This window comes from Serratia ficaria, assembly GCF_900187015.1.
Classification (GTDB): domain Bacteria; phylum Pseudomonadota; class Gammaproteobacteria; order Enterobacterales; family Enterobacteriaceae; genus Serratia; species Serratia ficaria.
The window spans coordinates 152,336-175,096 of the sequence record NZ_LT906479.1; the positions used below are offsets into that span (position 1 = coordinate 152,336).

Consider the following 22,761-nt stretch of genomic DNA (forward strand, 5'->3'; position numbering starts at 1 on the left):
TCATATGCATCTGCATGCTTCAGTTGAACCGCTGGCTTGGGAAAGTGAGTTTTTCAGGCTGAATAGCGCCAAGCTCGACATTAACGCATCCGCGCCGGCGTTGACCGTCGCTGAGCTGGACGCCTTTTCGCTGGTTCAGGCCAAGATCCCGGCCCAGCGGCTGGATTTAATCGATGCGTTAGCGGGCGTGGGCTTTCAACTGGCGGAGGGGGAAATCGACCTGAAACTGCCGGTTGGCATGGAAAGTGCTTTATCTGATGACGCCCCCCTGACGGCGATTCGCCCTGCGATCCAGGCAGATATACCCGCCTTGCGCGCTGCGGCGGGCAAGGTTTTCGCCGCCAGCCGTTTTCGCTCCCCCTGGTATCGGATTGAGGACAGCGGCCGTTTTTATGCGCTGTGGATCGAAAAAGCCGTGCTGGGGACGTTTGATCATCAATGTTTGCTGGCGCTTGATGAGCATGGGCGGCCCGCCGGGTTTGTCAGCCTGCGGGACACCGGCGATCGAGAGGCGCGGATTGGCTTATTGGCCGCATTCCCGGGGGCGGAAGGAAAGGGCATAGGTTCGCGGCTGATGAATGCGGCCATCGCCTGGTGCGCGCAGCGTCAATTGCGGCATCTGCGGGTTGCGACCCAGACCGGCAATATCGCCGCGTTACGGCTTTATCAAAGGCACGGTGCCGCCATAGAAAGCACCGCGTATTGGTTATACAGAGGTAGACATGATTCCATTTAACGCACCACCGGTTGTTGGCACTGAACTTGACTATATGCAGGCTGCCATGGGCAGCGGCAAGCTGTGCGGCGACGGCGGCTTTACCCGCCGCTGCCAGCAGTGGATGGAACAACGCTTCGGCAGCCCGAAGGTGCTGTTGACGCCGTCTTGCACCGCTTCGCTGGAGATGGCGGCCATTCTGCTGGACATCAAGCCGGGTGATGAAGTGATCATGCCGAGCTTCACCTTTGTCTCCACCGCCAACGCCTTCGTGCTGCGCGGCGCCAAAGCGGTGTTTGTCGACGTGCGGCCGGACACCATGAACATCGATGAAAGCAAAATCGAAGCGGCGATCACCGATAAAACCCGCGCCATCGTGCCGGTGCATTACGCCGGCGTCGCCTGCGAGATGGACACCATCATGGCGCTGGCGAAGAAATATAACCTGTTCGTGGTGGAAGACGCCGCTCAGGGCGTGATGTCGACCTACAAAGGCAAAGCGTTGGGCACCATCGGCCATATCGGCTGTTTCAGCTTCCATGAAACCAAAAACTATACCGCCGGCGGCGAAGGCGGCGCGACGTTGGTGAATGACCCGGCGCTGATCGACCGGGCGGAGATCATTCGCGAAAAAGGCACCAACCGCAGCCAGTTTTTCCGTGGCCAGGTAGACAAGTACACCTGGCGCGATATCGGTTCCAGCTATCTGATGGCCGATCTGCAGGCGGCCTATCTGTGGGGCCAGTTGGAAGCGGCCGACGCGATTAATCAGCGCCGCCTGTCGCTGTGGAAAAAATACTACGACAGCTTCCTGCCGCTGGCCAAGGCCGGCCGCATCGAGCTGCCGAGCGTCCCGGCGGATTGCGTGCACAACGCCCATATGTTTTATATCAAACTGCGCGATATGCAGGACCGTACGGCCTTTATCAACTATCTGAAAGAGGCCGAGATTATGTCGGTGTTCCACTATATCCCGCTGCACGCCTGCCCGGCGGGCGAACGGTTCGGCCGCTTTGCCGGCGAAGATCGTCATACCAGTAAAGACAGCGAACGCCTGGTGCGGCTGCCGCTGTTCTACAATATGTCCGATGTCAATCAGCGTACGGTGATCAATACTATTTTGAGCTTCTTCGCCTGATATGTCGTTGGCAAAAGCATCGATATGGACCGCCGGTTCCACGCTGATCAAAATTGGCGTGGGGCTGTTGGTGGTGAAACTGCTGGCGGTGGCGTTTGGCCCCAGCGGCGTGGGGCAGGCGGGCAACTTCCGCCAGTTGATCACCGTGCTGGGCGTGTTGTCCGGCGCCGGTATTTTTAACGGCATCACCAAGTATGTGGCGGAGTATCACCAGGATCCGCAGCGGCTGCGGCTGGCGGTGGGCACCGCATCGAGCATCGTACTGGGCTTTTCGACGCTGCTGGCGCTGGTATTTCTGTTCGCCGCCGAGCCGATCGGCGTGGCTCTGTTCGGCCATGCCGATTACGTCGGCGTGGTGCGAGCGGTGGCGTTTATCCAGATGGGCATCGCCTACGCCAACCTGTTTATGGCGGTGCTGAAAGGCTATCGCGATGCGCTGGGCAACGCGCTGGCGGTGATCGGCGGCAGCCTGATTGGCGTGGTGGCCTATTACCTGTGCTTTAAGCTGGGCGGCTATGAAGGCGCGTTGGCCGGGTTGGCGCTGGTGCCTGCGCTGGTGGTGCTGCCGGCCGGGCTGATGCTGTGGCGGCGCAAAACCCTGCCGCTGCGTTACCTGGCGCTGGCGTGGGATAAAGCGGTCGCCGGCAATCTCGGCAAGTTCACCATCATGGCGCTGATCACCTCGATGACGCTGCCGGTGGCCTATGTGATGATGCGAAACCTGCTGGCGGCGCATTACAGCTGGGATGAAGTGGGCATTTGGCAGGGCGTCAGCAGCATCTCCGACGCTTACCTGCAGTTTATCACCGCCTCGTTCACCGTGTATTTGCTGCCGACGCTGTCGCGGCTGACGGATAAGGGCGCCATCTCGCAGGAGATCGTGCGTTCGCTGAAGTTTGTGCTGCCGGCGGTGGCGGCGGCGAGCTTTACGGTGTGGCTGCTGCGCGATTTCGCCATCTGGCTGTTGTTTTCCGATCGGTTTGTGGCGATGCGCGACCTGTTCGCCTGGCAATTGGTCGGCGACGTGCTGAAAGTCGGCGCTTACGTGTTCGGCTATCTGGTCATCGCCAAGGCGTCGCTGCGTTTTTATATCCTGACGGAGGTCAGCCAGTTCCTGCTGCTGACGCTGTTCTCGCACTGGCTGATACCGTTGCACGGCGCGCTCGGCGCGGCTCAGGCCTATATGGCAACCTACATCGCGTATTTCACGCTCTGTAGCTGCGTATTCCTTATTTATCGTAGACGAGTATGACCACACTGATTCACGTACTGGGATCTGACATCCCGCATCACAATCAGACGGTGCTGCGCTTCTTCAACGACGTGCTGGCACCGCGCCTGCCGGCGGAACAGACGCGCCATTTTATGGTGGCGGCTAAAGACGTTGCGGCGCTGGGCGATTTCCCCGCGCTGAGCATCGAGCCGTTTGCGGATAAGAAAAGCCTGGCGGAGGCGGTGATCGCCCGCGCCCAGGCCGATCGCGACGCGCGCTTCTTTCTGCACGGCCAGTTCAACCCCGGGCTGTGGCTGGCGTTGCTGAGCGGCAAGATCAAAGCGCGGCAGGTCAGTTGGCATATCTGGGGCGCCGATCTGTATGAAGACGCCACCAGCTGGAAATACCGGCTGTTCTATCTGCTGCGCCGCATCGCGCAGGGGCGGGTGGCCAACGTGTTCGCCACCCGCGGCGATGTGGCCCATTACCAGCAGCGCCATGCGCGCGTGCCGGCTTCGCTGCTGTATTTCCCGACGCGGATGGATCCGGCGCTGACCGGGATCGGCGTGGAGAAAAACCTGGCCGGCCCGATGACCATTCTGGTGGGCAACTCCGGCGATCGCACCAACCGGCATATCGAGGCGCTGAAGGCGATTCATCAGCAGTTCGGCGCCGAGGTGCGCGTGATCCTGCCGATGGGTTATCCGGCCAACAACGACGCCTACATTGAGCAGGTGCGCGCCGCCGGGCTGCAGCTGTTCAGCGAAAAGAACCTGCAGCTGCTGACGCAGCAGGTGGCGTTCGAGGATTACCTGAATATCCTGCGCGAATGCGATCTCGGCTACTTCATCTTCAACCGCCAGCAGGGCATAGGTACGCTGTGCCTGCTGATCCAGTTCGGCGTGCCTTTTGTGCTCAGCCGACAAAACCCGTTCTGGCAGGATCTAGCGGAACAGCATCTGCCGGTGCTGTTTTACGGCGATTCGCTGGACGAAGCGGTGGTGCGCGAGGCGCAGCGCCAGCTGGCGTCGGTGGATCAGCAGGCCATCGCTTTCTTTAATCCGAACTTCATCGATGGCTGGCAACAGGCATTGGCGCTGGCGGCGGGAGAAGCCTCATGACGCTGGCGCAGTTTGGCGGCCTGTTCGCGGTCTACCTGGTCAGCGTGCTGTTTATCCTGACGCTGACCTATCAGGAGTTCCGGCGCATTCGCTTTAACTTCAACGTGTTCTTTTCGGTGCTGTATTTGCTGACGTTTTACTTCGGCTTTCCGCTGACCTGCCTGCTGGTGTTTCAGTTCGACGTCGAGGTGGTGCCGGTCGAGTTTCTGCTGTACGCCATTTTGTCCGCCACGGCGTTCTACGCCATCTATTACGTCAGCTATAAAACCCGGCTGCGCACGCGCAGTGCCCAGCCGCGAGCGCCGTTGTTTACCATGAATCGGGTGGAGACCCACCTGACCTGGGTGCTGCTGGCGCTGGTGGCGATTGGCACCGTAGGCATTTTCTTTATGCAGAACGGTTTCCTGCTGTTCAAGCTGAACTCTTACAGCCAGATTTTCTCCAGCGACGTGTCCGGCGTGGCGCTCAAACGCTTCTTTTACTTCTTTATCCCGGCGATGCTGGTGGTGTATTTCCTGCGGCAGGACCTGCGCGCCTGGTTCTTCTTCCTGGTGGCGACGGTGGCGTTTGGCATTCTGACCTACGTGATCGTCGGCGGCACCCGCGCCAACATCATCATCGCCTTCGCGCTGTTCCTGTTTATCGGCATCGTCCGCGGCTGGATCACGCTGTGGATGCTGGCGGCGGCGGGCATTTTCGGCATCGTCGGCATGTTCTGGCTGGCGTTGAAACGCTACAGCCTGGACGTCAGCGGCGCCGAGGCGTTTTACACCTTCCTCTACCTGACGCGCGACACCTTCTCGCCGTGGGAGAACCTGGCGCTGCTGCTGCAAAACTACGACAAGATTGATTTCCAGGGCCTGGCGCCGATCCTGCGTGATTTCTACGTATTCATACCGTCCTGGCTGTGGCCGGGGCGGCCGGACGTGGTGCTGAACTCCGCCAACTACTTTACCTGGGAAGTGCTGAACAACCATTCCGGCCTGGCGATTTCCCCGACGCTGATCGGCTCGCTGGTGGTGATGGGCGGCGCGCTGTTTATCCCGCTTGGCGCGGTGCTGGTCGGCATGATCATCAAGTGGTTCGACTGGCTGTATGAGCTGGGCAAAACCGAACCGAACCGCTACAAGGCGGCCATTTTGCAGGGCTTCTGCTTTGGGGCGGTGTTCAACATGATCGTGCTGGCGCGTGAGGGCGTCGATTCATTCGTCTCACGCGTGGTGTTCTTCTGCATTATTTTTGGCGCCTGTCTGGTGCTGGCGAAATTGCTGTACTGGCTGTTTGATACCGCCGGGCTGATCAAGGCCCGGGCGCGGCGCTCGCGCTCCTTGGCAGCGCCGCCTCCGCAGGCCAACGGTCTTTTGTAAGGGTAATGATCAAGATGGAAGCAAAGATTGAGGTCCCGAAGTATGAGCTGCGCAGTTTCAGCCTGTGGGGCTTCCGCGATATGGCGCACTGCATGGACTTTTTGTTCGACGGCGGGCGGGTAAAGCAGGGCACGCTGGTGGCGATGAATGCCGAAAAAATCCTCAAGGCGGAGGAAGACCAGGCGCTGCGCGCACTGCTGGATGAGGCGGAATTCAAATATGCCGACGGCATCAGCATGGTGCGATCCATCCGCCGCAAGTACCCGGGCGCCGAAGTGTCTCGCGTGGCGGGCGCCGATCTGTGGGAAGCGCTGATGCAGCGTGCCGGCCGCGAAGGCACGCCGGTGTTTTTGATCGGCGGCAAGCCGCAGGTGCTGGCGGAAACCGAACAGAAGCTGCGCAGCCAGTGGAACGTCAACCTGGTGGGCAGCCAGGACGGTTACTTCCAACCGGAACAGCGCCAGGCGCTGTTTGAACGCATTCGCGCCAGCGGGGCGGCTATCGTCACCGTGGCGATGGGGTCGCCGAAGCAGGAGATGTTGATGCGCGACTGCCGCAGGGTGCATCCGCAGGCGCTGTATATGGGCGTCGGCGGCACCTACGACGTGTTTACCGGCCATGTGAAGCGTGCGCCCAAGGTCTGGCAGAATCTGGGCCTGGAGTGGCTTTATCGGCTGCTCAGCCAGCCCAGCCGCATTGGCCGCCAGCTGAAACTGCTGAAGTTTGTCGGCTACTACTACCGCGGCAAGATGTAAGCGGCGGCCGGGGCGGAAAGTGCCGCTCCGGCAGGCCCAACGGGATAAATAATCTGCTTTTTAAACGTTTTACCCGCATATCTATAACCCCCGGCCCTAAACACTCCCTCATTTATTCCATAAAGTTTTAAATTGCGGTTTGCTTATAGCGGCAAAATGCGAAACGATACCGCCCGGAAATTATCCCTGGCCGCTGGCGCCTGCTGCGACGGCGCTGAACGAGGTTCTTCTCGCCGCAAGATCGCTCCGACTACCCGTTGATGCCAACCCGATCGGCAGGGGATGATTTATTCTTTTCATAACAACAATAACGACCGGCGGCGGCCGGCAGGCAAGCACAACCCGAAAAATTATTGAGGACTCATGGCACACAAAGAAAAACCGCAAGGACTACACCGGGGGCTCGAGGCCCGGCATATCGAGCTGATCGCTCTGGGGGGCACCATCGGGGTCGGCCTGTTTATGGGCTCTGCGAGTACGCTGAAGTGGGCGGGGCCGTCGGTGCTGCTGGCCTATATCATCGCCGGGCTGTTCGTGTTCTTTATTATGCGTTCGATGGGGGAAATGCTGTTCCTCGAGCCGGTGGCGGGTTCCTTCGCCGTTTATGCGCATAAGTATATGAGTCCCTACTTCGGTTACCTGACCGCCTGGGGATATTGGTTTATGTGGATCGCCGTCGGCATATCCGAAATCACCGCCATCGGGGTTTACGTGCAGTTCTGGTTCCCGGAAATCCCGCAGTGGGTGCCGGCGCTGATCGCCGTGGCGATGGTGGCGCTGGCCAACCTGGCGGCGGTGCGGCTGTACGGTGAGCTGGAGTTCTGGTTCGCCATGATCAAGGTCACCACCATCATCGTGATGATCCTGGTGGGGTTGGGGGTGATTTTCTTCGGCTTCGGCAACGGCGGCGAACCCGTCGGTTTCGCCAACCTGACCGCCCACGGCGGCTTCTTTGCCGGCGGCTGGAAAGGCTTCCTGTTTGCGCTGTGCATCGTGGTCGCCTCCTATCAGGGGGTCGAGCTGGTGGGCATCACCGCCGGCGAGGCCAAGAACCCGCAGATCACGCTGAAGCGCGCGATCAATAATATCCTGTGGCGCATTCTGATCTTCTACGTCGGCGCCATCTTCGTCATCGTCACCATCTTCCCGTGGAACGGCATCGGCACCGCCGGCAGCCCGTTCGTGCTGACCTTCGCCAAGATTGGCATCGTGGCCGCCGCCGGCATCATCAACTTTGTGGTGCTGACCGCCGCGCTCTCCGGCTGCAACAGCGGCATGTACAGCGGCGGGCGCATGCTGTACGCCCTAGCCAAGAATCGTCAGCTGCCGGCCGCGTTGACCAAAGTGTCCGCCAGCGGCGTGCCGGTGAACTGCATCGCCGTCACCATCGGCTGCCTGCTGGCGGGGTCCGGGTTGAACTACATCATTCCCAATCCGCAGCAGGTGTTCGTCTATGTCTACAGCGCCAGCGTGCTGCCGGGCATGGTGCCGTGGTTTGTGGTGCTGATCAGCCAGCTGTACTTCCGCCGCGCCCATAAAGAAGCGATCAAAACTCACGGCTTCAAGTCGATCATGTTCCCTTATGTGAACTATTTGACCATCGCTTTTCTGCTGTGCGTGCTGGTTGGCATGGGAATCAACCCGGATACGCGAGTTTCTCTGTTGGTCGGGGCGATTTTCTTGGCGGGCGTCAGCCTGTGCTACTTCGCTTTGGGGATGCACAAGAAACATCATCCGGCTGAAAAACAGGCGGAAACGCAGCAATAAGCGGTGAAAAGGGGCTGCGGATAGCGCTTTCCTGCGCGGGAGTGAGCAAAGCGTAATCAAACGCAACATTTCTGCGAAAAAGCACTAGACAGGATTAGAGTAAATCCGTAGTATCCCCTCCCGCAACGGCGCTACGCGCCCGTAGCTCAGCTGGATAGAGCGCTGCCCTCCGGAGGCAGAGGTCTCAGGTTCGAATCCTGTCGGGCGCACCATTAAGTTTGTGTGCAAGAGCTGCGGTGGTAGTATTACCGCGTGAAGTTTAGAAGTAATGGTGGCTATAGCTCAGTTGGTAGAGCCCTGGATTGTGATTCCAGTTGTCGTGGGTTCGAGTCCCATTAGCCACCCCACTTCCTGCGAGAAGTGAAGGTTTGTAAGCTGTTTTGTGATTGTGCGAAGGTGGCGGAATTGGTAGACGCGCTAGCTTCAGGTGTTAGTGTTCTTACGGACGTGAGGGTTCAAGTCCCTCTCTTCGCACCACACACAAAATGTCTAATAAATATAATATTTACATAGACATAAGCGATATAAATCGGTAGTATCAGCAACAAGAAATCGGCGAGTAGCGCAGCTTGGTAGCGCAACTGGTTTGGGACCAGTGGGTCGGAGGTTCGAATCCTCTCTCGCCGACCACATTCAAAGAAACCGACGAAAGTCGGTTTTTTTACGCCTGCAGTTTATGAGGATGAGAACCTCCGAAGGAGGTTTGAGCCGAGCGCAGCGAGACCACGTTGCTTTAGCGACGGCCCGCAGGGCAAGCATCGCAGATGCGCGTCATCCTCTCTCGCCGACCACATTCAAAGAAACCGACGAAAGTCGGTTTTTTTACGCCCGCAGTTTAAGCAAAGCCCGTTCGGCAATGAGCGGGCTTTTTGTTTTTTGCGCCCGGCGTTGGTTTTCAGCGACACTCGCATCAGGCTTTGTCGTCAGTTTGAGACATATAATCTTTTGATTTTGTTCGATAAAAATCACTTTGACTTAAGTCGTCGTTATCAGGCGACACGTTTTGCCGCGGCAGGTCTTCGCCGGCAGGCAGGGGCGGAGGAGGGGTAAACCGCTCGGAAAATAAAAGTCTTTTTATTTCAATGTGGTGCGGTTTTTTTTACGTTGTGGCGGCTCGAGCGCCAAAGTTGGCACGCCAAGTGCAATATCTATATCGTAGATGCTCATTCCACCTCTTATGTTCGCCTTAGGCTTCATAAACCCTGGGAATGACGCAGAGCCGATTTAGGGTGCCTATTGCCCAAGAGACCGATGACACAAGCCGTCATCACGCTCAGGGCATAACGTTGAGTGAGGCACCGCCCCTGTTGTCCTAGACCTGATTGCTTCTTTATACACTTGCCACCGCGGCAAGTGTTTTTTTTTGCCTATCCCCTTCATACTTGAAGCTGTATCTGTGTTGGCTGCGTTTGTGCACCCCAGTCACTTACCTGAGTAAGCTCCTGGGGATTTACAAACTTGCCGCCTTGATTCAGCTCCAATTATTTTGGGTATATATAATTGCCGTACTTGGAGCCGTATCAGTGTTGGCTGCGTTTGTATGCCCTGGCCAGAGAATAAAGCGGATAAAAAAGGCGCGCCCAGTGGGCACGCCTTGAAGACAATACACTGCCGCGTTATTCGCCGTTTTGCTTCAGCGTCAGCATCAGCCCTTCGCGCCGCACCTGCGCCGCCTCATCCGAGCGATGCAGTTTTTCCAACGCGTCGCCCAACCAGGCGTAGTCGTAGGCATCCGGCCGCTGTTTCAGCGCTTCGCGGAAGGCGTCGGCCGCCTGCTGCCATTCGCCATGCTTCATCAGCAACTGCCCCAGCGTGCTGTTCAGCAGCGGCGTTGCGCCATGTTGTTTGACCTGCTGGCGCAGCGCCTTCTCCAGCTGCTCCGGATTGCCGGATTTCAGCCGTGGGATCAGCAACACCAGACGTTCGTCGTATTGGCGCTTCAGGCTGTCCAGCACGATTTCCTGCGCCAGTTCGTGGTCGTTGCATTCGATCAGGTGTTCCACCATGGCGATTTGCAGCGGCACTTCGTGACGGGTTTTACGGCTCTGATCTTTCCACCAGCGTTTCAGGCCGTCGCTGCCTTCGTCCGCCATCGCCTGGTTCATCAGGCCGATATAGGCCTGCTGTTGCAACGCCTGCAGCTCGCTTTCGCTGTGCAGATCGATTTTGCGCATCGACGGCAGGATTTCCAGCAACGACGCGAAGGCGCCGGTACGCAGATAGGCCTGTTCGGCCAGGCGCAGCACTTCCGGATGGCGCGGCGCCTGATTCAGCAGGCGATCGACGCCGTGGCGCGCGGCATGGTTCTCGCCCTGCGCCAGCTGAATGCGCACCCGGGTGATATCCACCGGCAGCTGGTCGGTGTCGGCGGCCTCGGCGGCGCGCTCCAGATATTGATTGGTGCGGAAGTCGTCGCCGCGCTGTTGGGCGGCTTCGGCGGCCAGCAGGTAGTTCACCACCGGCTGTTCGGCATGGTCGGCATTGCGCGTCAGCAGTTGTTCAACCTGCTTGTAATCGCCTTCCGCCAGCTTGATCAGCGCGGCCTTGGTTTGTTTGCGCGCGCGGGTGCGCTTGCGGCCGATAAACCAGCCGCGGGTACGGGCGCCGGTGCGGAAGATGCGACGCAGGATCCATTCGATCGCCAGCAGCACCACAAACAGCAGCACCGCCATGATCACCAGGCCGGTGACGCTGGTTTCGATATTGTAGTTGTCGGTCTGGATCAGCACGTAACCCTGATGCCCGGCCAACATCGGCCCGAGCACCACGCTGGCGATCAGCACCAGGAACAGAAATAACACGCGTAACATGGCTTATCCCTCCTGGTGAGCGGCAGGGGGCTGCGACAGCAGATTACGCACCCGGGTTTGCATCACTTTTTCCAGCAGCGGCTGGCTTTTCAGCTGATCCGGCACGTCCATCGAGATCGACTGCTGGCTCAGCGCGTCCAGCTCTTCGAGGAAGGCCTTGGTCGCCGGATCGGTGGTGTCGAAGTAGGCGCGAACCCAGGTGGAGATGGTTTCCAGCGACTGCTTGTAGGTTTCGTTCTGGTGGCGCGGGATCGCCTGTGCGGCCACCAGCAGGCGCGAGCGGATGTTTTCGCGCAGGTAGATATCCTGGTTTGGCGCCAGCAGCGGTTCGGCGCTGGCGTCGCGGCGGCGAATGGTAATAAAGTCGGCCATAAAGTTGTGCCAGCTTTTGGTCAGATTCTGCCGCCATTCGCCGATCGAGCTGGAAAGCTCGCTGCTGTCCTGATCCATCGGCGCTTCGTCGGTGTCGTTGTCCGCCAGGCGCAGGTTATCCACCTGGTTGGACAGCTGATTGACCTTGAGGATAATGCCGTCGAAGTCCACCTGGGTCAGGGTGGAGAGGGTGCTGATGTCATCGGTGATGGCGCGGCGCACGTCGATCAGGCTCGGGTCGTTCATGTCCGCCAGGCTGGCGTCGGCGCTCTTCAGCAGCGTTGCCGCGCTGGTGGCGTCCTGGTCGCTCCACAGTTTGCGGCCGGCCATTTTCACCAGGAAGTCGGCCTGCGCCAGCAGCCAGGTTTTGGCGTCGCTGCCGGAGATGGTCGCGACTTTTTCCTGCAGTTCATTCAGCTGGCGCGCCAGGGTCGCCTGCTCGCGATCGGCGGCGTCCAGGGTTTTGCCCTGCTGTTGCAGCAGGCCTTCCAGCGCGCTTCTTTCCTGCTGTTGGCTCTGTTTCAGCCCGTCCAGCTGCTGCTGCAGCGACTGGTTGGCGGCGATCAGCGCCTGCGCCTGCCGGTGGGTGTGGTAATAGCCGCCCGCGCCCAGTGCGATAACCAGCATGATGGCGATGGCGCCGAGCACCGGGCCGGTATTTTTCCCTTTACGGCGATCGGCGGCTGGCTGCTGGGGGCTCTCAACCGCCGGGGTTGGTTCTTCAACCGGGGCGGATGGGGTATTTTGTTCCGTCATAGTGGCACATCCCATAGTCAGGTTTATTTTAGCGCGCGGATCAGCGCGTCATTATCGGCGTTATCAGCTACCCGAATGGTGCTCCAGCCCAATTCCCGGGCGAGGGTAGCCAGACGTTCACTCACTACTACCAGGCGGCAGCGCAGCAGCCACGAAGAGCGATAGTAATCAGGAACTAAAGTATACAACTGTTGTAACATTTCACCGCTGGTCACCACCAGCGTATCGACGCCGGCGCGCTGCCAGTGGGCGCTTTGTTCGCTGCCGTCATAGTGCACCGGGCTGCGTTGATAACATTCATAATAGCTGACGTCGGCGCCCCGCTCGCGCAAAGTATCGCCGAGCAGCTCGCGCCCGCCGTTGCCGCGCAGGATCATCGCCCGCTTGCCGCCCAGCTTCTGCAGCGCCGGCAGCATCAGCAGCGTTTCGCTGATTTCGCGTTCGCGCGGGTATTCCACCGGCAGGCTGCTGATGCGGTGCAGCGCCAGCCCGGTGGCCCGGCCGATCGCATAATAGGCCAGATGGGCGGGCCATGTCAGCCCGGCGCGGCCGATGACCGAATCGGCGTAGTTCACCGAGTGCTGCGACAGCACGAACACCAGATCGCCGGGGCCGAGCTGCTGCAGCGCCGGCGGCAGCTTCGGCAAATCGCCGCCGGGGGCAAAATCAATCAAGGGGGCATGATAGGCAACCCGGCCGAGTGCGCGCAGTCGGCTCACCAACAGTTCTCCCGAGGGGGAAGGGCGGGTTACCAGGATCGTCATGCCGGGGGATTTCCCTGATAAACGTCATGCAGGATCTCACGCGCGCCGCGCGCCAGCAGGTCTTCCGCCAGCTCGACGCCCATGCGTTCCGCGTCGGCCGCCGGGCCGCGGCGTTCGCCGCGCACCATCCGGCTGCCGTCCGGGGAGCCGACCAGCGCGCGCAGCCACAGGCTGTCGCCGTCCAGTTCGGCATAGCTGCCGATCGGCACCTGGCAGCCGCCTTCCAGCCGGGTGTTCATCGCCCGTTCGGCGCGCACGCGGGTGTCGGTGGCGGCGTGATTCAGCGGCGCCAGCAACGCGCGCGTCACGTCGTCGTCGAGGCGGCATTCAATGCCCACGGCGCCCTGGCCGACCGCCGGCAGGCATTCCTCGGCGCTCAGCGGGCAACGAATGCGTTGCTCCAGGCCCAGGCGCTTCAGCCCGGCCACCGCCAGAATAATGGCGTCGTAGTCGCCGTTATCCAGCTTCGCCAGGCGGGTGCCCACGTTGCCGCGCAGATCGCGCACGATCAGATCGGGGCGGCGCTCGCGCAGCTGGCATTGGCGGCGCAGGCTGGAGGTGCCGACCACGCTGCCCTGCGGCAGTTGATCGAGCGAGGAGAAACGATTGGATACAAATGCGTCGCGCGGATCGTCGCGTTCGCAAATGGTGGTCAAACCCAGGCCGGCCGGGAAATCTACCGGCACGTCTTTCATCGAGTGAACGGCGATGTCCGCGCGGCCTTCCAGCAGCGCCAGCTCGAGCTCTTTAACAAACAGTCCTTTACCGCCGACCTTCGCCAGCGGCGTATCCAGAATAATGTCGCCGCGCGTCACCATCGGCACCAGCTCAACCTGCAATCCGGGGTGGCTGGCCATCAGACGTTGCTGCACATAATGTGCTTGCCAAAGCGCGAGTGGGCTTTGTCGGGTGGCAATTCGAATAATTTTGTCTAACATGCTTGTTACCGTTTTTATAATTCGCCATCCATCCTACCACTGCGAGTCAATACTGTCAGTGCAAGAAGCCGGGGGCGGAAAAAGGACAACGGAATCAACGGGACGTGTGATGTGTTTTGGGGCAGCTAACACTGCGGGTAAATCGTTTAGGGAAGCGCTACAATAATAGTGAAGCGTTACCTCCTTTACGGTCAATCAGCAAGGTGTTAAATTGATCACGTTTCCAGCAATAAGTCGCCAAATATTCTTCCAACACTAACGGCGCTTATGGAATACGGGTTTTTTTCTAAACACCGGGATAATCAGGCGAGACGTCTTGTACCTCTACATCGAGACATTGAAGCAGAGACTGGATGCGATCAATCAACTTCGAGTCGATCGCGCCCTAGCGGCCATGAAGCCCGCGTTTCAACGGGTATACAGTCTGCTGCCTACCTTACTGCACCACCACCACCCCCTGATGCCGGGTTATCTGAACGGTAACGTTCCCCACGGCGTTTGCCTCTACACGCCTGATGAAACCCAGCAAGATTACCTTAATGATTTAGAAGACAAATGGGGCAGCCCGTTTGACAAACTGGCCAGCGGAGAGCTGCCGATTACCGGCGTTTACTCGATGGGCAGCACCTCTTCGATCGGCCAGAGCTGCAGCTCCGATCTCGACATCTGGGTATGCCACCAGTCCTGGCTGGACAACGAAGAACGCAACCGCCTGCAGCAAAAATGCAGCCTGCTGGAAAAGTGGGCGGCCTCGATGGGGGTGGAAGTCAGCTTCTTCCTGATCGATGAAAACCGCTTCCGCCACAACGAAAGCGGCAGCCTCGGCGGCGAGGATTGCGGTTCCACCCAACATATCCTGCTGCTGGACGAATTCTACCGCACCGCGGTGCGCCTGGCCGGTAAACGCATCCTGTGGAACATGGTGCCGGGCGAAGAAGAAGCGCATTACGATGAATACGTGCTGTCGCTGTACGCGCAGGGCGCGTTGACGCCGAACGAATGGCTGGATCTCGGCGGCCTGAGCACGCTGTCGGCGGAAGAGTATTTCGGCGCCAGCCTGTGGCAGCTGTATAAAAGCATCGATTCGCCTTACAAGGCGGTGCTGAAAACCCTGCTGCTGGAGGCCTACTCCTGGGAATACCCCAATACCCAACTGCTGGCGATGGACATCAAAAGTCGCCTGCACCAGGGGGAGATCGTCTGTTTCGGCCTTGATGCCTACTGCATGATGCTCGAACGGGTCACCCACTACCTGACCCAAATCAACGACACCACCCGCCTCGATCTGGTCCGCCGCTGTTTCTACCTGAAAGTTTGTGAAAAGTTGTCGCTGGCCAAGGCCTGCGTCGGCTGGCGTCGCGAGATCCTCAGCCAGCTGGTGAGCGAATGGGGCTGGGACGAAGCACGGCTGGCGATGCTGGACAACCGCGCCAACTGGAAGATTGAACGGGTGCGCGAAGCGCATAACGAACTGCTGGATGCGATGATGCAGAGCTATCGCAACCTGATCCGCTTCGCCCGCCGCAACAACCTCAGCGTCAGCGCCAGTCCGCAGGACATCGGCGTGCTGACCCGCAAGCTGTACGCGGCGTTTGAGGCGTTGCCCGGCAAGGTGACGCTGGTGAACCCGCAGATCTCGCCGGACCTGTCCGAAAACGATTTAACCTTTATCCACGTGCCGATTGGCCGCGCCAACCGCACCGGCTGGTACCTGTACAACCAGGCGCCGGCCATGGACTCGATCGTCAGCCATCAGCCGCTGGAATATAACCGCTATCTGAACAAGCTGGTGGCCTGGGCCTATTTCAACGGCCTGCTGACGCCGCAAACCCGCCTGCACATCAAGAGCGGCAACCTGTGCGACACCGCCAAGCTGCAGGAGCTGGTGGCCGACGTGTCCCATCATTTCCCGCTGCGGCTGGCGGCGCCGACGCCGAAAGCGCTGTACAGCCCGTGCGAAATTCGCCATCTGGCGATCATCGTCAATCTGGAAAACGATCCGACCGCCGCCTTCCGCAATCAGGTGGTGCATTTCGATTTCCGCAAGCTCGACGTGTTCAGCTTCGGCCAGCAGCAGCAGTGCCTGGTGGGCAGCATCGATCTGCTGTACCGCAACTCGTGGAACGAGGTGCGCACCCTGCATTTCAGCGGCGAACAGTCGGTGCTGGAAGCGCTGAAGACCATCCTCGGCAAAATGCATCAGGACGCCGCGCCGCCGGAATCGGTGGAAGTGTTCTGCTACAGCCAGCATTTGCGCGGCCTGATCCGCACCCGCATCCAGCAACTGGTGTCGGAGTGCATTGAACTGCGCCTGTCCAGCACCCGCCTGGAGCCGGGCCGTTTCAAAGCGGTGCGGGTGTCCGGCCAGACCTGGGGCCTGTTCTTCGAACGCCTGAGCGTATCGGTGCAGAAGTTGGAAAATGCGGTGGAGTTTTACGGCGCCATCTCCAACAACAAGCTGCATGGCCTGTCGATTAAAGTGGAAACCGACCAGGTGCACCTGCCGCCGGTGGTGGACGGTTTCGCCAGCGAAGGGATTATTCAGTTCTTCTTCGAAGACACCTCGGACGACAAGGGCTTCAACATCTATATTCTGGACGAGTCGAACCGGGTCGAGGTTTATCACCATTGCGAGGGCAGCAAAGAGGAACTGGTGCGCGACGTCAGCCGCTTCTACTCTTCTTCGCACGACCGCTTCACCTACGGCTCCAGCTTTATCAACTTCAACCTGCCGCAGTTCTACCAAATCGTGCAGCTCGACGGCCGCACCCAGGTGATCCCGTTCCGCAGCAACGTGCTGTCGAGCCTGTGCGTCACCCTGGCCGATGGCGCCGCTCAGCCGCTGAAACAGCAGTTCCAGCTGCATTGACGCCGCAGGGGCTCAGCGCACCGAGCCCCGCAACGCCTCAGGAAAAAACGACGTCCTCGCCGGCCTGCGCGCTGGCCGCTTCGCTGAGCAACGGGTAAAAAGCCTGCCCGCTGCGATCGCACAGCCAGACGCCGTCGCGGTAGTTGAAGTGATAGCCGCCGGTTTTGGTGGCCAGCCAGACCTGATGCAGCGGCTCCTGGCGGTTGATGACAATTTTTGTGCCGTTCTCGAAGCTTAGCGTCATCACGCCGCCATTGGTTTCGTAATCGATGTCAGAATCGCCGTCAAAATCGTCCAGCGTCTGTTCAATATTCAGCATCAGCTGGTCAGCCAACTGGTGAAACTCACTGTCGTTCATATTCAATTCCTATTGCTTTTCATGATCCACCTGCGATTATAGAGACCTTGGACGCATGAATTACAGGCATTAATGCAAATGAAAAAAAAACTACGCTATGCGCTGCTGACCGTTATGCTCACCGGCCTTGCCGGCTGCGGCCTGAAGGGCCCGCTGTACTTCCCGCCCGCCGATCCCGCCGATAAAAAACCGGCCGCGACGCCGGTGCAAACGGAGCAGGTGCAGAAAAATCAGCAGCAGCCTTCTGCCATTCAGCAGAAACCGTCGATGACCGACCAGTAACCCCTTGTTTGCGGTGGCGGGCGCCGCCGCAAAACCAAGACGGATGAACCCAATAGATTTCAAGTTGCCGCCAACGGCGCGCAGCTTGAAGGATGAAGGGGGTAGCGCGTCCAGATAGCGGAGTATGATATGCAGTTCTCCAAAATGCACGGTCTGGGCAACGACTTTATGGTGGTCGATGCCGTTACACAGAATGTCTATTTTTCACCTGAGCTGATCCGCAGGCTGTCCGATCGGCACCTGGGCATCGGCTTTGACCAACTGCTGGTGGTAGAACCGCCTTACGATCCCGAGTTGGATTTCCACTATCGCATCTTCAACGCCGACGGCAGCGAGGTGGCGCAGTGCGGCAACGGCGCGCGCTGCTTCGCCCGCTTTGTGCGGCTGAAAGGGCTGACCAACAAACGCGACATTCGCGTCAGTACCCAAACCGGGCGCATGGTGCTCAGCGTCACCGACGATGACCTGGTGTGCGTCAATATGGGTGAGCCGAATTTCGATCCGCAGGCGGTGCCGTTCCGCGCCGCCAAGGCGGAGAAGACGTACATCATGCGCGCCGCCGAACATACCGTGCTGTGCGGCGTGGTGTCGATGGGCAACCCGCATTGTGTTTTACAGGTAGATGATGTAAAAACCGCCAAGGTAGAGCTGCTTGGCCCGGTGCTGGAAGGGCACGATCGCTTCCCGGAGCGGGCCAACATCGGCTTTATGCAGATCGTCAGCCGCGAGCATATCAAGCTGCGCGTCTACGAGCGCGGCGCCGGCGAGACGCAGGCCTGCGGCAGCGGCGCCTGCGCGGCGGTGGCGGTGGGCATTCAACAGGAATTGCTGTCAGAAGAGGTGCATGTAGAACTGCCGGGCGGCAGCCTGCATATTCGCTGGAAAGGACCGGGCAGCCCGCTGTTTATGACCGGTCCGGCAACCCATGTATATGACGGATTTATTCACCTATGAAAAGCGTAGAAGAACAGAGCGTCGCAGGCGTCGAGCTGGATGACGACACCGTAATGCAGTATCTGCTGCAAAACCCGGATTTCTTTATTCGCAACGCGCGCAGGGTTGAGCAGATGCGCGTACCTCATCCCGTTCGCGGCACCGTTTCGCTGGTTGAGTGGCACCTGGCCCGCCAGCGCAACCACATCAATCGACTGGAAGAAGAAATCACCCTGCTGATGGAGCAGGCCAGCGCCAATGAAACGCTGTTCGCCAGCCTGCTGCACCTGCAGGCCAGCCTGGCCACCGCCGACAGCCTGCAAGACATGCTCAACCGTCTGCAGCGCTGGGCGCGCGGCTTCGGCCTGGCCGGCGCCAATATCCGCCTGTTTTCCGATCGCTGGAACATCGGCGCGCCTTCCGACTTTACCCATCTGGCGCTGGCGCGTTCGGCGTTTGAGCCGCTGCGCATTCAGCGCCTGGGCAATGAGCAGCATTTTCTCGGCAGCCTGAATGGGCCCGAGCTGCTGCTGCTGTTGCCGCAGGCCAAGCAGGTCGGCTCGGTGGCGCTGTCGATGCTGGGCGACGAAGGCGAACTGGGCATGGTGATCTTCAGCAGCCGCGACACGCAACACTATCAGCAGGGCATGGGCACGGTGATGCTCAACCAGCTGGCGCGCATGCTGCCGGAGCTGCTGGAACGCTGGATCGAACGCGCATGACCCCGATAGCGGCCAGCCTGCAGCAGCCGGTGGACGCTTTTCTGCGTTATCTGAAGGTGGAGCGCCAGCTTAGCCCGCTGACGCAAATCAGCTATTCGCGCCAGCTGCAGGCGCTGATGCTGCTGGCGCAGGACATCGGCGTCACCGAATGGACGGCGCTAGACGCCGCCCGGGTGCGCATGCTGGCGGCGCGCAGCAAACGCGCCGGCCTGCAATCCGCCAGCCTGGCGCTGCGGCTGTCGTCGCTGCGCAGCTTTCTCGATTGGCTGGTCAGCCAGGGCGTGCTGCACGCCAATCCGGCCAAAGGCATTCGCACGCCGCGCAGCGGCCGCCACCTGCCGAAAAATATCGACGTCGACGAAATGAACCAGCTGCTGGAGATCGACCTCAACGATCCGCTGGCGGTGCGCGATCGCGCCATGCTGGAGGTGATGTACGGCGCCGGTTTGCGCTTGTCCGAACTGGTGGGGCTGGACTGCCGCCACGTCGATCTGGCCGCCGGTGAAATCTGGGTGATGGGGAAAGGCAGCAAGGAACGCAAGCTGCCGGTGGGGCGCACCGCCGTCACCTGGCTGGAGCACTGGCTGGCGATGCGCGAGCTGTTCGGGCCGGAGGACGACGCGATGTTCCTGTCCAATCAGGGGCGGCGCATTTCGACCCGCAACGTGCAAAAACGCTTCGCCGAGTGGGGCGTGAAGCAGGGCGTCAACAGCCACATTCACCCGCACAAGCTGCGCCATTCGTTCGCCACCCACATGCTGGAGTCCAGCGGCGATCTGCGCGCGGTGCAAGAGTTGCTAGGCCACGCCAACCTGACCACCACCCAAATTTATACCCACCTCGACTTTCAACACCTGGCGAACGTGTACGATGCCGCGCATCCGCGCGCCAAACGAGGAAAATCCTGATGCATTTTTACCGCCCGCTGCGCCCGCTGGCGGCGCTGACCTTCGATCTGGACGATACGCTGTACGACAACCGCCCGGTGATCCGGCAAACCGAGCAGCAGTCGGTGGCTTTTTTGCAAAGCTACCATCCCGGACTGAGCTGCTTCCAGTCGGCGGACTTTCACCGCCTGCGGCAGGAGCTGCGCGAACAGGATCCGGAGATTTACCACGACGTTACCCAGTGGCGTTGGCGCGCCATCCATCTGGCGCTGAGCCGCCAGGGGCTGCGCGACGCCGAGGCCGCGATCGGCGCCGACGCGGCGATGCAGAACTTTGCGCTGTGGCGCAGCCGCATCGACGTGCCGGAAGCGACCCATGCCACCCTGAAAGCGCTGGGTGAACGTTATCCGCTGGTGGCGATCACCAACGGCAATGCCGATCCGGCGCTGTGCGGGCTGGACGGATACTTCCAGTTCGTGCTGCGCTCCGGGCCGGACGGGCGCGCCAAGCCCTATCAGGACATGTATCGGCTGGCCGTCGAACGGCTGGGCGTGGCGCCCGGGCAGATCCTGCACGTGGGCGACGACCTGACCACGGACGTGGCCGGCGCGCTGCGCGCGGGCCTGCAGGCCTGCTGGATCAACGATCGCCAGCGAGATCTGATGCAGGCCGCCGACGGCCGCCTGTTGCCGCATATTGAGATTTCGCAGTTGGCATCGCTGACAGCATTGTTATAATCCCTGCCAGAACTCTGTATAAATTCCCAGTGGAAACGCGTTTTGGTTGCGTTTTCCCTTACCGATGATGGTGCCTATGGACGTTTCCGATCTGCTCGACAGCCTGAATGAAAAACAACGCGAAGCCGTGGCGGCGCCGCGCTGCAACCTGTTGGTTCTGGCCGGTGCGGGCAGCGGCAAAACCCGGGTGCTGGTGCATCGCATCGCCTGGCTGCTGTCGGTAGAGAACTGCTCGCCGTATTCGATCATGGCGGTGACCTTCACCAACAAGGCGGCGGCGGAAATGCGCCACCGCATCGAGCACCTGATCGGCACCAGCCAGGGCGGCATGTGGATCGGCACCTTCCACGGGCTGGCGCACCGCCTGCTGCGCGCGCACCACATGGAAGCCAACCTGCCGCAGGACTTCCAGATCCTCGACAGCGACGACCAGCTGCGGCTGCTCAAGCGCATCGTCAAGGCGCTGAACATCGACGAGAAGCAGTGGCCGCCGCGCCAGGCGATGTGGTACATCAACGGCAAGAAAGACGAAGGCCTGCGCCCGCAGCACGTCGAAACCTACAACAACCCGGTGGAAGCCACCTGGTTGCGCATCTACCAGGCCTATCAGGAGGCCTGCGATCGCGCCGGGCTGGTGGACTTCGCCGAGCTGCTGCTGCGCGCCCACGAACTGTGGCTGAACAAACCGCATATCCTCAACCATTACCGCGAGCGCTTCACCAACGTGCTGGTGGACGAATTCCAGGACACCAACAGCATCCAGTACGCCTGGATCCGCCTGCTGGCGGGCAACAACAGCAACGTGATGATCGTCGGCGACGATGACCAGTCGATCTACGGCTGGCGCGGTGCGCAGGTGGAAAACATCCAGCGCTTCCTGAAGGATTTCCCCGGTGCGGAGACCATCCGCCTGGAGCAGAACTACCGTTCGACCAGCAACATTCTGAAGGCGGCCAACACTCTGATCGCCAACAACGACGGGCGCATGGGCAAAAACCTGTGGACCGAGGGCGGCGAAGGCGAGCCTATCTCGATCTACTGCGCCTTCAACGAGCTCGACGAGTCGCGCTTCGTGGTCAACCGCATCAAAACCTGGCAGGACAACGGCGGCGCGCTCAACGACTGCGCCATCCTGTACCGCAGCAACGCCCAGTCGCGGGTGCTGGAAGAGGCGCTGCTGCAGACCGCGATGCCGTATCGCATCTACGGCGGCCAACGCTTCTTCGAGCGTCAGGAAATCAAGGATGCGCTGGCCTATTTGCGGTTGATCTCCAACCGCAACGACGACGCGGCCTTTGAGCGGGTGGTCAACACCCCGACGCGTGGTATCGGCGATCGCACCCTCGACGTGGTGCGCCAGGCGGCGCGCGACCGTCAGTTGACGCTGTGGCAGGCCACCCGCGCGCTGCTGCAGGACAAGGTGCTGGCCGGCCGCGCCGCGTCGGCGCTGCAGCGCTTTACCGAACTGGTCGATTCGCTGGCGCACGAAACCGCCGAGATGCCGCTGCACGTGCAGACCGACCGGGTGATCCGCGATTCCGGGCTGTTCATCATGTATGAGCAGGAGAAGGGCGAGAAGGGCCAGGCGCGCATCGAAAACCTGGAGGAGCTGGTGACGGCGACGCGCCAGTTCAGCTATCAGGAAGAAGATCAGGATCTGATGCCGCTGCAGGCGTTCCTGTCGCACGCGGCGCTGGAGGCGGGCGAAGGCCAGGCCGACGCCTATCAGGACGCGGTGCAGCTGATGACCCTGCACTCCGCCAAGGGGCTGGAGTTCCCGCTGGTGTTTATCGTCGGCATGGAAGAGGGCATGTTCCCGAGCCAGATGTCGCTGGATGAAGGCGGCCGGCTGGAAGAGGAACGCCGCCTGGCCTACGTGGGCCTGACGCGCGCCATGCAGAAGCTGACGCTGACCTACGCCGAAACGCGCCGTTTGTACGGCAAAGAGGTGTATCACCGGCCGTCGCGCTTTATCGGCGAGCTGCCGGAAGACTGCGTGGAAGAGGTGCGCCTGCGCGCCAGCGTTTCGCGCCCGGTGAATCACCGCCGCATGGGCACGCCAATCAGTGAAAACGACACCGGCTACAAGCTGGGCCAGCGCGTGCGCCATGCCAAGTTCGGCGAAGGCACCATCGTGAATCTGGAAGGCAGCGGCGAACACAGCCGGCTGCAGGTAGCCTTCCCGGGCGAAGGCATCAAGTGGCTGGTGGCGGCCTACGCTCGTTTGGAAACGGTATAAGAGGGTGAGTTGCAGGGG

19 protein-coding genes, 4 tRNA genes and 1 other RNA gene are annotated in these 22,761 nt (G+C 60.4%); 19 read left to right on the plus strand and 5 right to left on the minus strand.

Annotated features, from left to right (window positions below; all coding sequences use genetic code 11):
- Positions 1-4: 4 nt before the first annotated feature.
- The 12 genes from rffC to CKW09_RS00705 all read left to right on the plus strand — a co-directional run bounded on the left by rffC (position 5) and on the right by CKW09_RS00705 (position 8,867).
- Positions 5-736 carry a dTDP-4-amino-4,6-dideoxy-D-galactose acyltransferase gene (gene rffC / locus CKW09_RS00650; protein WP_061797953.1) on the plus strand — a complete coding sequence of 244 codons (732 nt, stop codon included), beginning with the start codon at positions 5-7 and terminating at the stop codon, positions 734-736.
- Positions 723-1,853, plus strand: coding sequence for a dTDP-4-amino-4,6-dideoxygalactose transaminase (gene rffA, locus CKW09_RS00655; protein ID WP_061797954.1), 1,131 nt, complete (start codon positions 723-725; stop codon positions 1,851-1,853). Before rffC ends, rffA begins: the two co-directional genes overlap by 14 nt.
- A gap of 1 nt (position 1,854) precedes the next feature.
- Positions 1,855-3,105 carry a lipid III flippase WzxE gene (wzxE, locus tag CKW09_RS00660; RefSeq protein ID WP_095094987.1) on the plus strand — a complete coding sequence of 417 codons (1,251 nt, stop codon included), beginning with the start codon at positions 1,855-1,857 and terminating at the stop codon, positions 3,103-3,105.
- Positions 3,102-4,187, plus strand: a complete 1,086-nt coding sequence (locus CKW09_RS00665) for a TDP-N-acetylfucosamine:lipid II N-acetylfucosaminyltransferase (RefSeq protein WP_095094989.1) — start codon at positions 3,102-3,104, stop codon at positions 4,185-4,187. The genes wzxE and CKW09_RS00665 overlap by 4 nt, the downstream gene beginning before the upstream one ends.
- Complete coding sequence (gene wzyE / locus CKW09_RS00670) at positions 4,184-5,554, plus strand: ECA oligosaccharide polymerase (protein WP_061797957.1); 1,371 nt, start codon at positions 4,184-4,186, stop codon at positions 5,552-5,554. The genes CKW09_RS00665 and wzyE overlap by 4 nt, the downstream gene beginning before the upstream one ends.
- 14 nt (positions 5,555-5,568) lie before the next feature.
- The gene (wecG, locus tag CKW09_RS00675; RefSeq protein WP_061797976.1) at positions 5,569-6,309 is read left to right on the plus strand and encodes a lipopolysaccharide N-acetylmannosaminouronosyltransferase; all 741 of its coding nucleotides are present in this window, start codon (positions 5,569-5,571) and stop codon (positions 6,307-6,309) included.
- A gap of 363 nt (positions 6,310-6,672) precedes the next feature.
- Positions 6,673-8,076 carry a bifunctional threonine/serine APC transporter ThrP gene (gene thrP / locus CKW09_RS00680; protein WP_095094992.1) on the plus strand — a complete coding sequence of 468 codons (1,404 nt, stop codon included), beginning with the start codon at positions 6,673-6,675 and terminating at the stop codon, positions 8,074-8,076.
- Positions 8,077-8,211: 135 nt separating this feature from the next.
- A tRNA-Arg gene (locus tag CKW09_RS00685) sits at positions 8,212-8,288 on the plus strand.
- A gap of 59 nt (positions 8,289-8,347) precedes the next feature.
- Positions 8,348-8,423: transfer RNA gene (locus CKW09_RS00690), tRNA-His, on the plus strand.
- 43 nt (positions 8,424-8,466) lie between these two features.
- Positions 8,467-8,553, plus strand: a tRNA-Leu gene (locus tag CKW09_RS00695).
- 76 nt (positions 8,554-8,629) lie between these two features.
- A tRNA-Pro gene (locus CKW09_RS00700) sits at positions 8,630-8,706 on the plus strand.
- Positions 8,707-8,738: 32 nt separating this feature from the next.
- Positions 8,739-8,867, plus strand: a non-coding RNA gene (locus CKW09_RS00705) — RtT sRNA.
- Positions 8,868-9,692: 825 nt separating this feature from the next.
- Here CKW09_RS00705 and hemY read toward each other — a convergent pair.
- Genes hemY through hemC form a run of 4 tightly spaced genes read right to left on the minus strand, consistent with a single transcriptional unit; the run spans position 9,693 to position 13,716 of the window.
- Positions 9,693-10,886, minus strand: coding sequence for a protoheme IX biogenesis protein HemY (gene hemY, locus CKW09_RS00715; protein ID WP_095094998.1), 1,194 nt, complete (start codon positions 10,884-10,886; stop codon positions 9,693-9,695).
- Between the two features lie 3 nt (positions 10,887-10,889).
- Complete coding sequence (gene hemX / locus CKW09_RS00720) at positions 10,890-12,014, minus strand: uroporphyrinogen-III C-methyltransferase (RefSeq protein ID WP_095095001.1); 1,125 nt, start codon at positions 12,012-12,014, stop codon at positions 10,890-10,892.
- 23 nt (positions 12,015-12,037) lie between these two features.
- Positions 12,038-12,778, minus strand: coding sequence for a uroporphyrinogen-III synthase (gene hemD / locus CKW09_RS00725; RefSeq protein ID WP_061798843.1), 741 nt, complete (start codon positions 12,776-12,778; stop codon positions 12,038-12,040).
- Complete coding sequence (gene hemC, locus CKW09_RS00730; RefSeq protein ID WP_061798842.1) at positions 12,775-13,716, minus strand: hydroxymethylbilane synthase; 942 nt, start codon at positions 13,714-13,716, stop codon at positions 12,775-12,777. The genes hemD and hemC overlap by 4 nt, the downstream gene beginning before the upstream one ends.
- 316 nt (positions 13,717-14,032) lie before the next feature.
- Here hemC and CKW09_RS00735 point away from each other — a divergent pair, with 316 nt between their 5' ends.
- Entirely contained in the window at positions 14,033-16,585 is a 2,553-nt protein-coding gene (locus tag CKW09_RS00735) for a class I adenylate cyclase (RefSeq protein ID WP_061798840.1), read from the plus strand.
- Positions 16,586-16,622: 37 nt separating this feature from the next.
- Here the strand turns inward: CKW09_RS00735 and cyaY are convergent, their stop codons facing one another.
- Positions 16,623-16,943, minus strand: a complete 321-nt coding sequence (gene cyaY / locus CKW09_RS00740; RefSeq protein ID WP_061798838.1) for an iron donor protein CyaY — start codon at positions 16,941-16,943, stop codon at positions 16,623-16,625.
- Between the two features lie 78 nt (positions 16,944-17,021).
- Here cyaY and lptM point away from each other — a divergent pair, with 78 nt between their 5' ends.
- The 6 genes from lptM to uvrD all read left to right on the plus strand — a co-directional run bounded on the left by lptM (position 17,022) and on the right by uvrD (position 22,743).
- Entirely contained in the window at positions 17,022-17,225 is a 204-nt protein-coding gene (lptM, locus tag CKW09_RS00745; RefSeq protein ID WP_083950381.1) for an LPS translocon maturation chaperone LptM, read from the plus strand.
- A gap of 129 nt (positions 17,226-17,354) precedes the next feature.
- Positions 17,355-18,179, plus strand: a complete 825-nt coding sequence (gene dapF, locus CKW09_RS00750; protein ID WP_061798835.1) for a diaminopimelate epimerase — start codon at positions 17,355-17,357, stop codon at positions 18,177-18,179.
- On the plus strand, positions 18,176-18,880 hold the full coding sequence (locus CKW09_RS00755) for a DUF484 domain-containing protein (RefSeq protein ID WP_061798833.1): 705 nt from the start codon (positions 18,176-18,178) through the stop codon (positions 18,878-18,880). Before dapF ends, CKW09_RS00755 begins: the two co-directional genes overlap by 4 nt.
- A complete protein-coding gene (xerC, locus tag CKW09_RS00760; protein ID WP_095095005.1) occupies positions 18,877-19,788 on the plus strand; it encodes a tyrosine recombinase XerC in 912 nt (303 codons plus the stop codon). The genes CKW09_RS00755 and xerC overlap by 4 nt, the downstream gene beginning before the upstream one ends.
- Entirely contained in the window at positions 19,788-20,504 is a 717-nt protein-coding gene (yigB, locus tag CKW09_RS00765) for a 5-amino-6-(5-phospho-D-ribitylamino)uracil phosphatase YigB (RefSeq protein WP_061798830.1), read from the plus strand. Before xerC ends, yigB begins: the two co-directional genes overlap by 1 nt.
- A gap of 76 nt (positions 20,505-20,580) precedes the next feature.
- Complete coding sequence (uvrD, locus tag CKW09_RS00770; protein WP_061798854.1) at positions 20,581-22,743, plus strand: DNA helicase II; 2,163 nt, start codon at positions 20,581-20,583, stop codon at positions 22,741-22,743.
- The last annotated feature ends 18 nt before the right edge of the window (positions 22,744-22,761 follow it).

What these genes read in the sequence shown, in the direction of transcription:
- rffC (WP_061797953.1), top strand. Translation starts at nt 5, where the DNA reads ATGCATCTGCATGCTTCAGTTGAACCGCTGGCTTGGGAAAGTGAGTTT.
- rffA (WP_061797954.1), top strand. Translation starts at nt 723, where the DNA reads ATGATTCCATTTAACGCACCACCGGTTGTTGGCACTGAACTTGACTAT.
- wzxE (WP_095094987.1), top strand. Translation starts at nt 1,855, where the DNA reads ATGTCGTTGGCAAAAGCATCGATATGGACCGCCGGTTCCACGCTGATC.
- CKW09_RS00665 (WP_095094989.1), top strand. Translation starts at nt 3,102, where the DNA reads ATGACCACACTGATTCACGTACTGGGATCTGACATCCCGCATCACAAT.
- wzyE (WP_061797957.1), top strand. Translation starts at nt 4,184, where the DNA reads ATGACGCTGGCGCAGTTTGGCGGCCTGTTCGCGGTCTACCTGGTCAGC.
- wecG (WP_061797976.1), top strand. Translation starts at nt 5,569, where the DNA reads ATGGAAGCAAAGATTGAGGTCCCGAAGTATGAGCTGCGCAGTTTCAGC.
- thrP (WP_095094992.1), top strand. Translation starts at nt 6,673, where the DNA reads ATGGCACACAAAGAAAAACCGCAAGGACTACACCGGGGGCTCGAGGCC.
- hemY (WP_095094998.1), bottom strand. Translation starts at nt 10,886, where the DNA reads ATGTTACGCGTGTTATTTCTGTTCCTGGTGCTGATCGCCAGCGTGGTG.
- hemX (WP_095095001.1), bottom strand. Translation starts at nt 12,014, where the DNA reads ATGACGGAACAAAATACCCCATCCGCCCCGGTTGAAGAACCAACCCCG.
- hemD (WP_061798843.1), bottom strand. Translation starts at nt 12,778, where the DNA reads ATGACGATCCTGGTAACCCGCCCTTCCCCCTCGGGAGAACTGTTGGTG.
- hemC (WP_061798842.1), bottom strand. Translation starts at nt 13,716, where the DNA reads ATGTTAGACAAAATTATTCGAATTGCCACCCGACAAAGCCCACTCGCG.
- cyaY (WP_061798838.1), bottom strand. Translation starts at nt 16,943, where the DNA reads ATGAACGACAGTGAGTTTCACCAGTTGGCTGACCAGCTGATGCTGAAT.
- lptM (WP_083950381.1), top strand. Translation starts at nt 17,022, where the DNA reads ATGAAAAAAAAACTACGCTATGCGCTGCTGACCGTTATGCTCACCGGC.
- dapF (WP_061798835.1), top strand. Translation starts at nt 17,355, where the DNA reads ATGCAGTTCTCCAAAATGCACGGTCTGGGCAACGACTTTATGGTGGTC.
- CKW09_RS00755 (WP_061798833.1), top strand. Translation starts at nt 18,176, where the DNA reads ATGAAAAGCGTAGAAGAACAGAGCGTCGCAGGCGTCGAGCTGGATGAC.
- xerC (WP_095095005.1), top strand. Translation starts at nt 18,877, where the DNA reads ATGACCCCGATAGCGGCCAGCCTGCAGCAGCCGGTGGACGCTTTTCTG.
- yigB (WP_061798830.1), top strand. Translation starts at nt 19,788, where the DNA reads ATGCATTTTTACCGCCCGCTGCGCCCGCTGGCGGCGCTGACCTTCGAT.
- uvrD (WP_061798854.1), top strand. Translation starts at nt 20,581, where the DNA reads ATGGACGTTTCCGATCTGCTCGACAGCCTGAATGAAAAACAACGCGAA.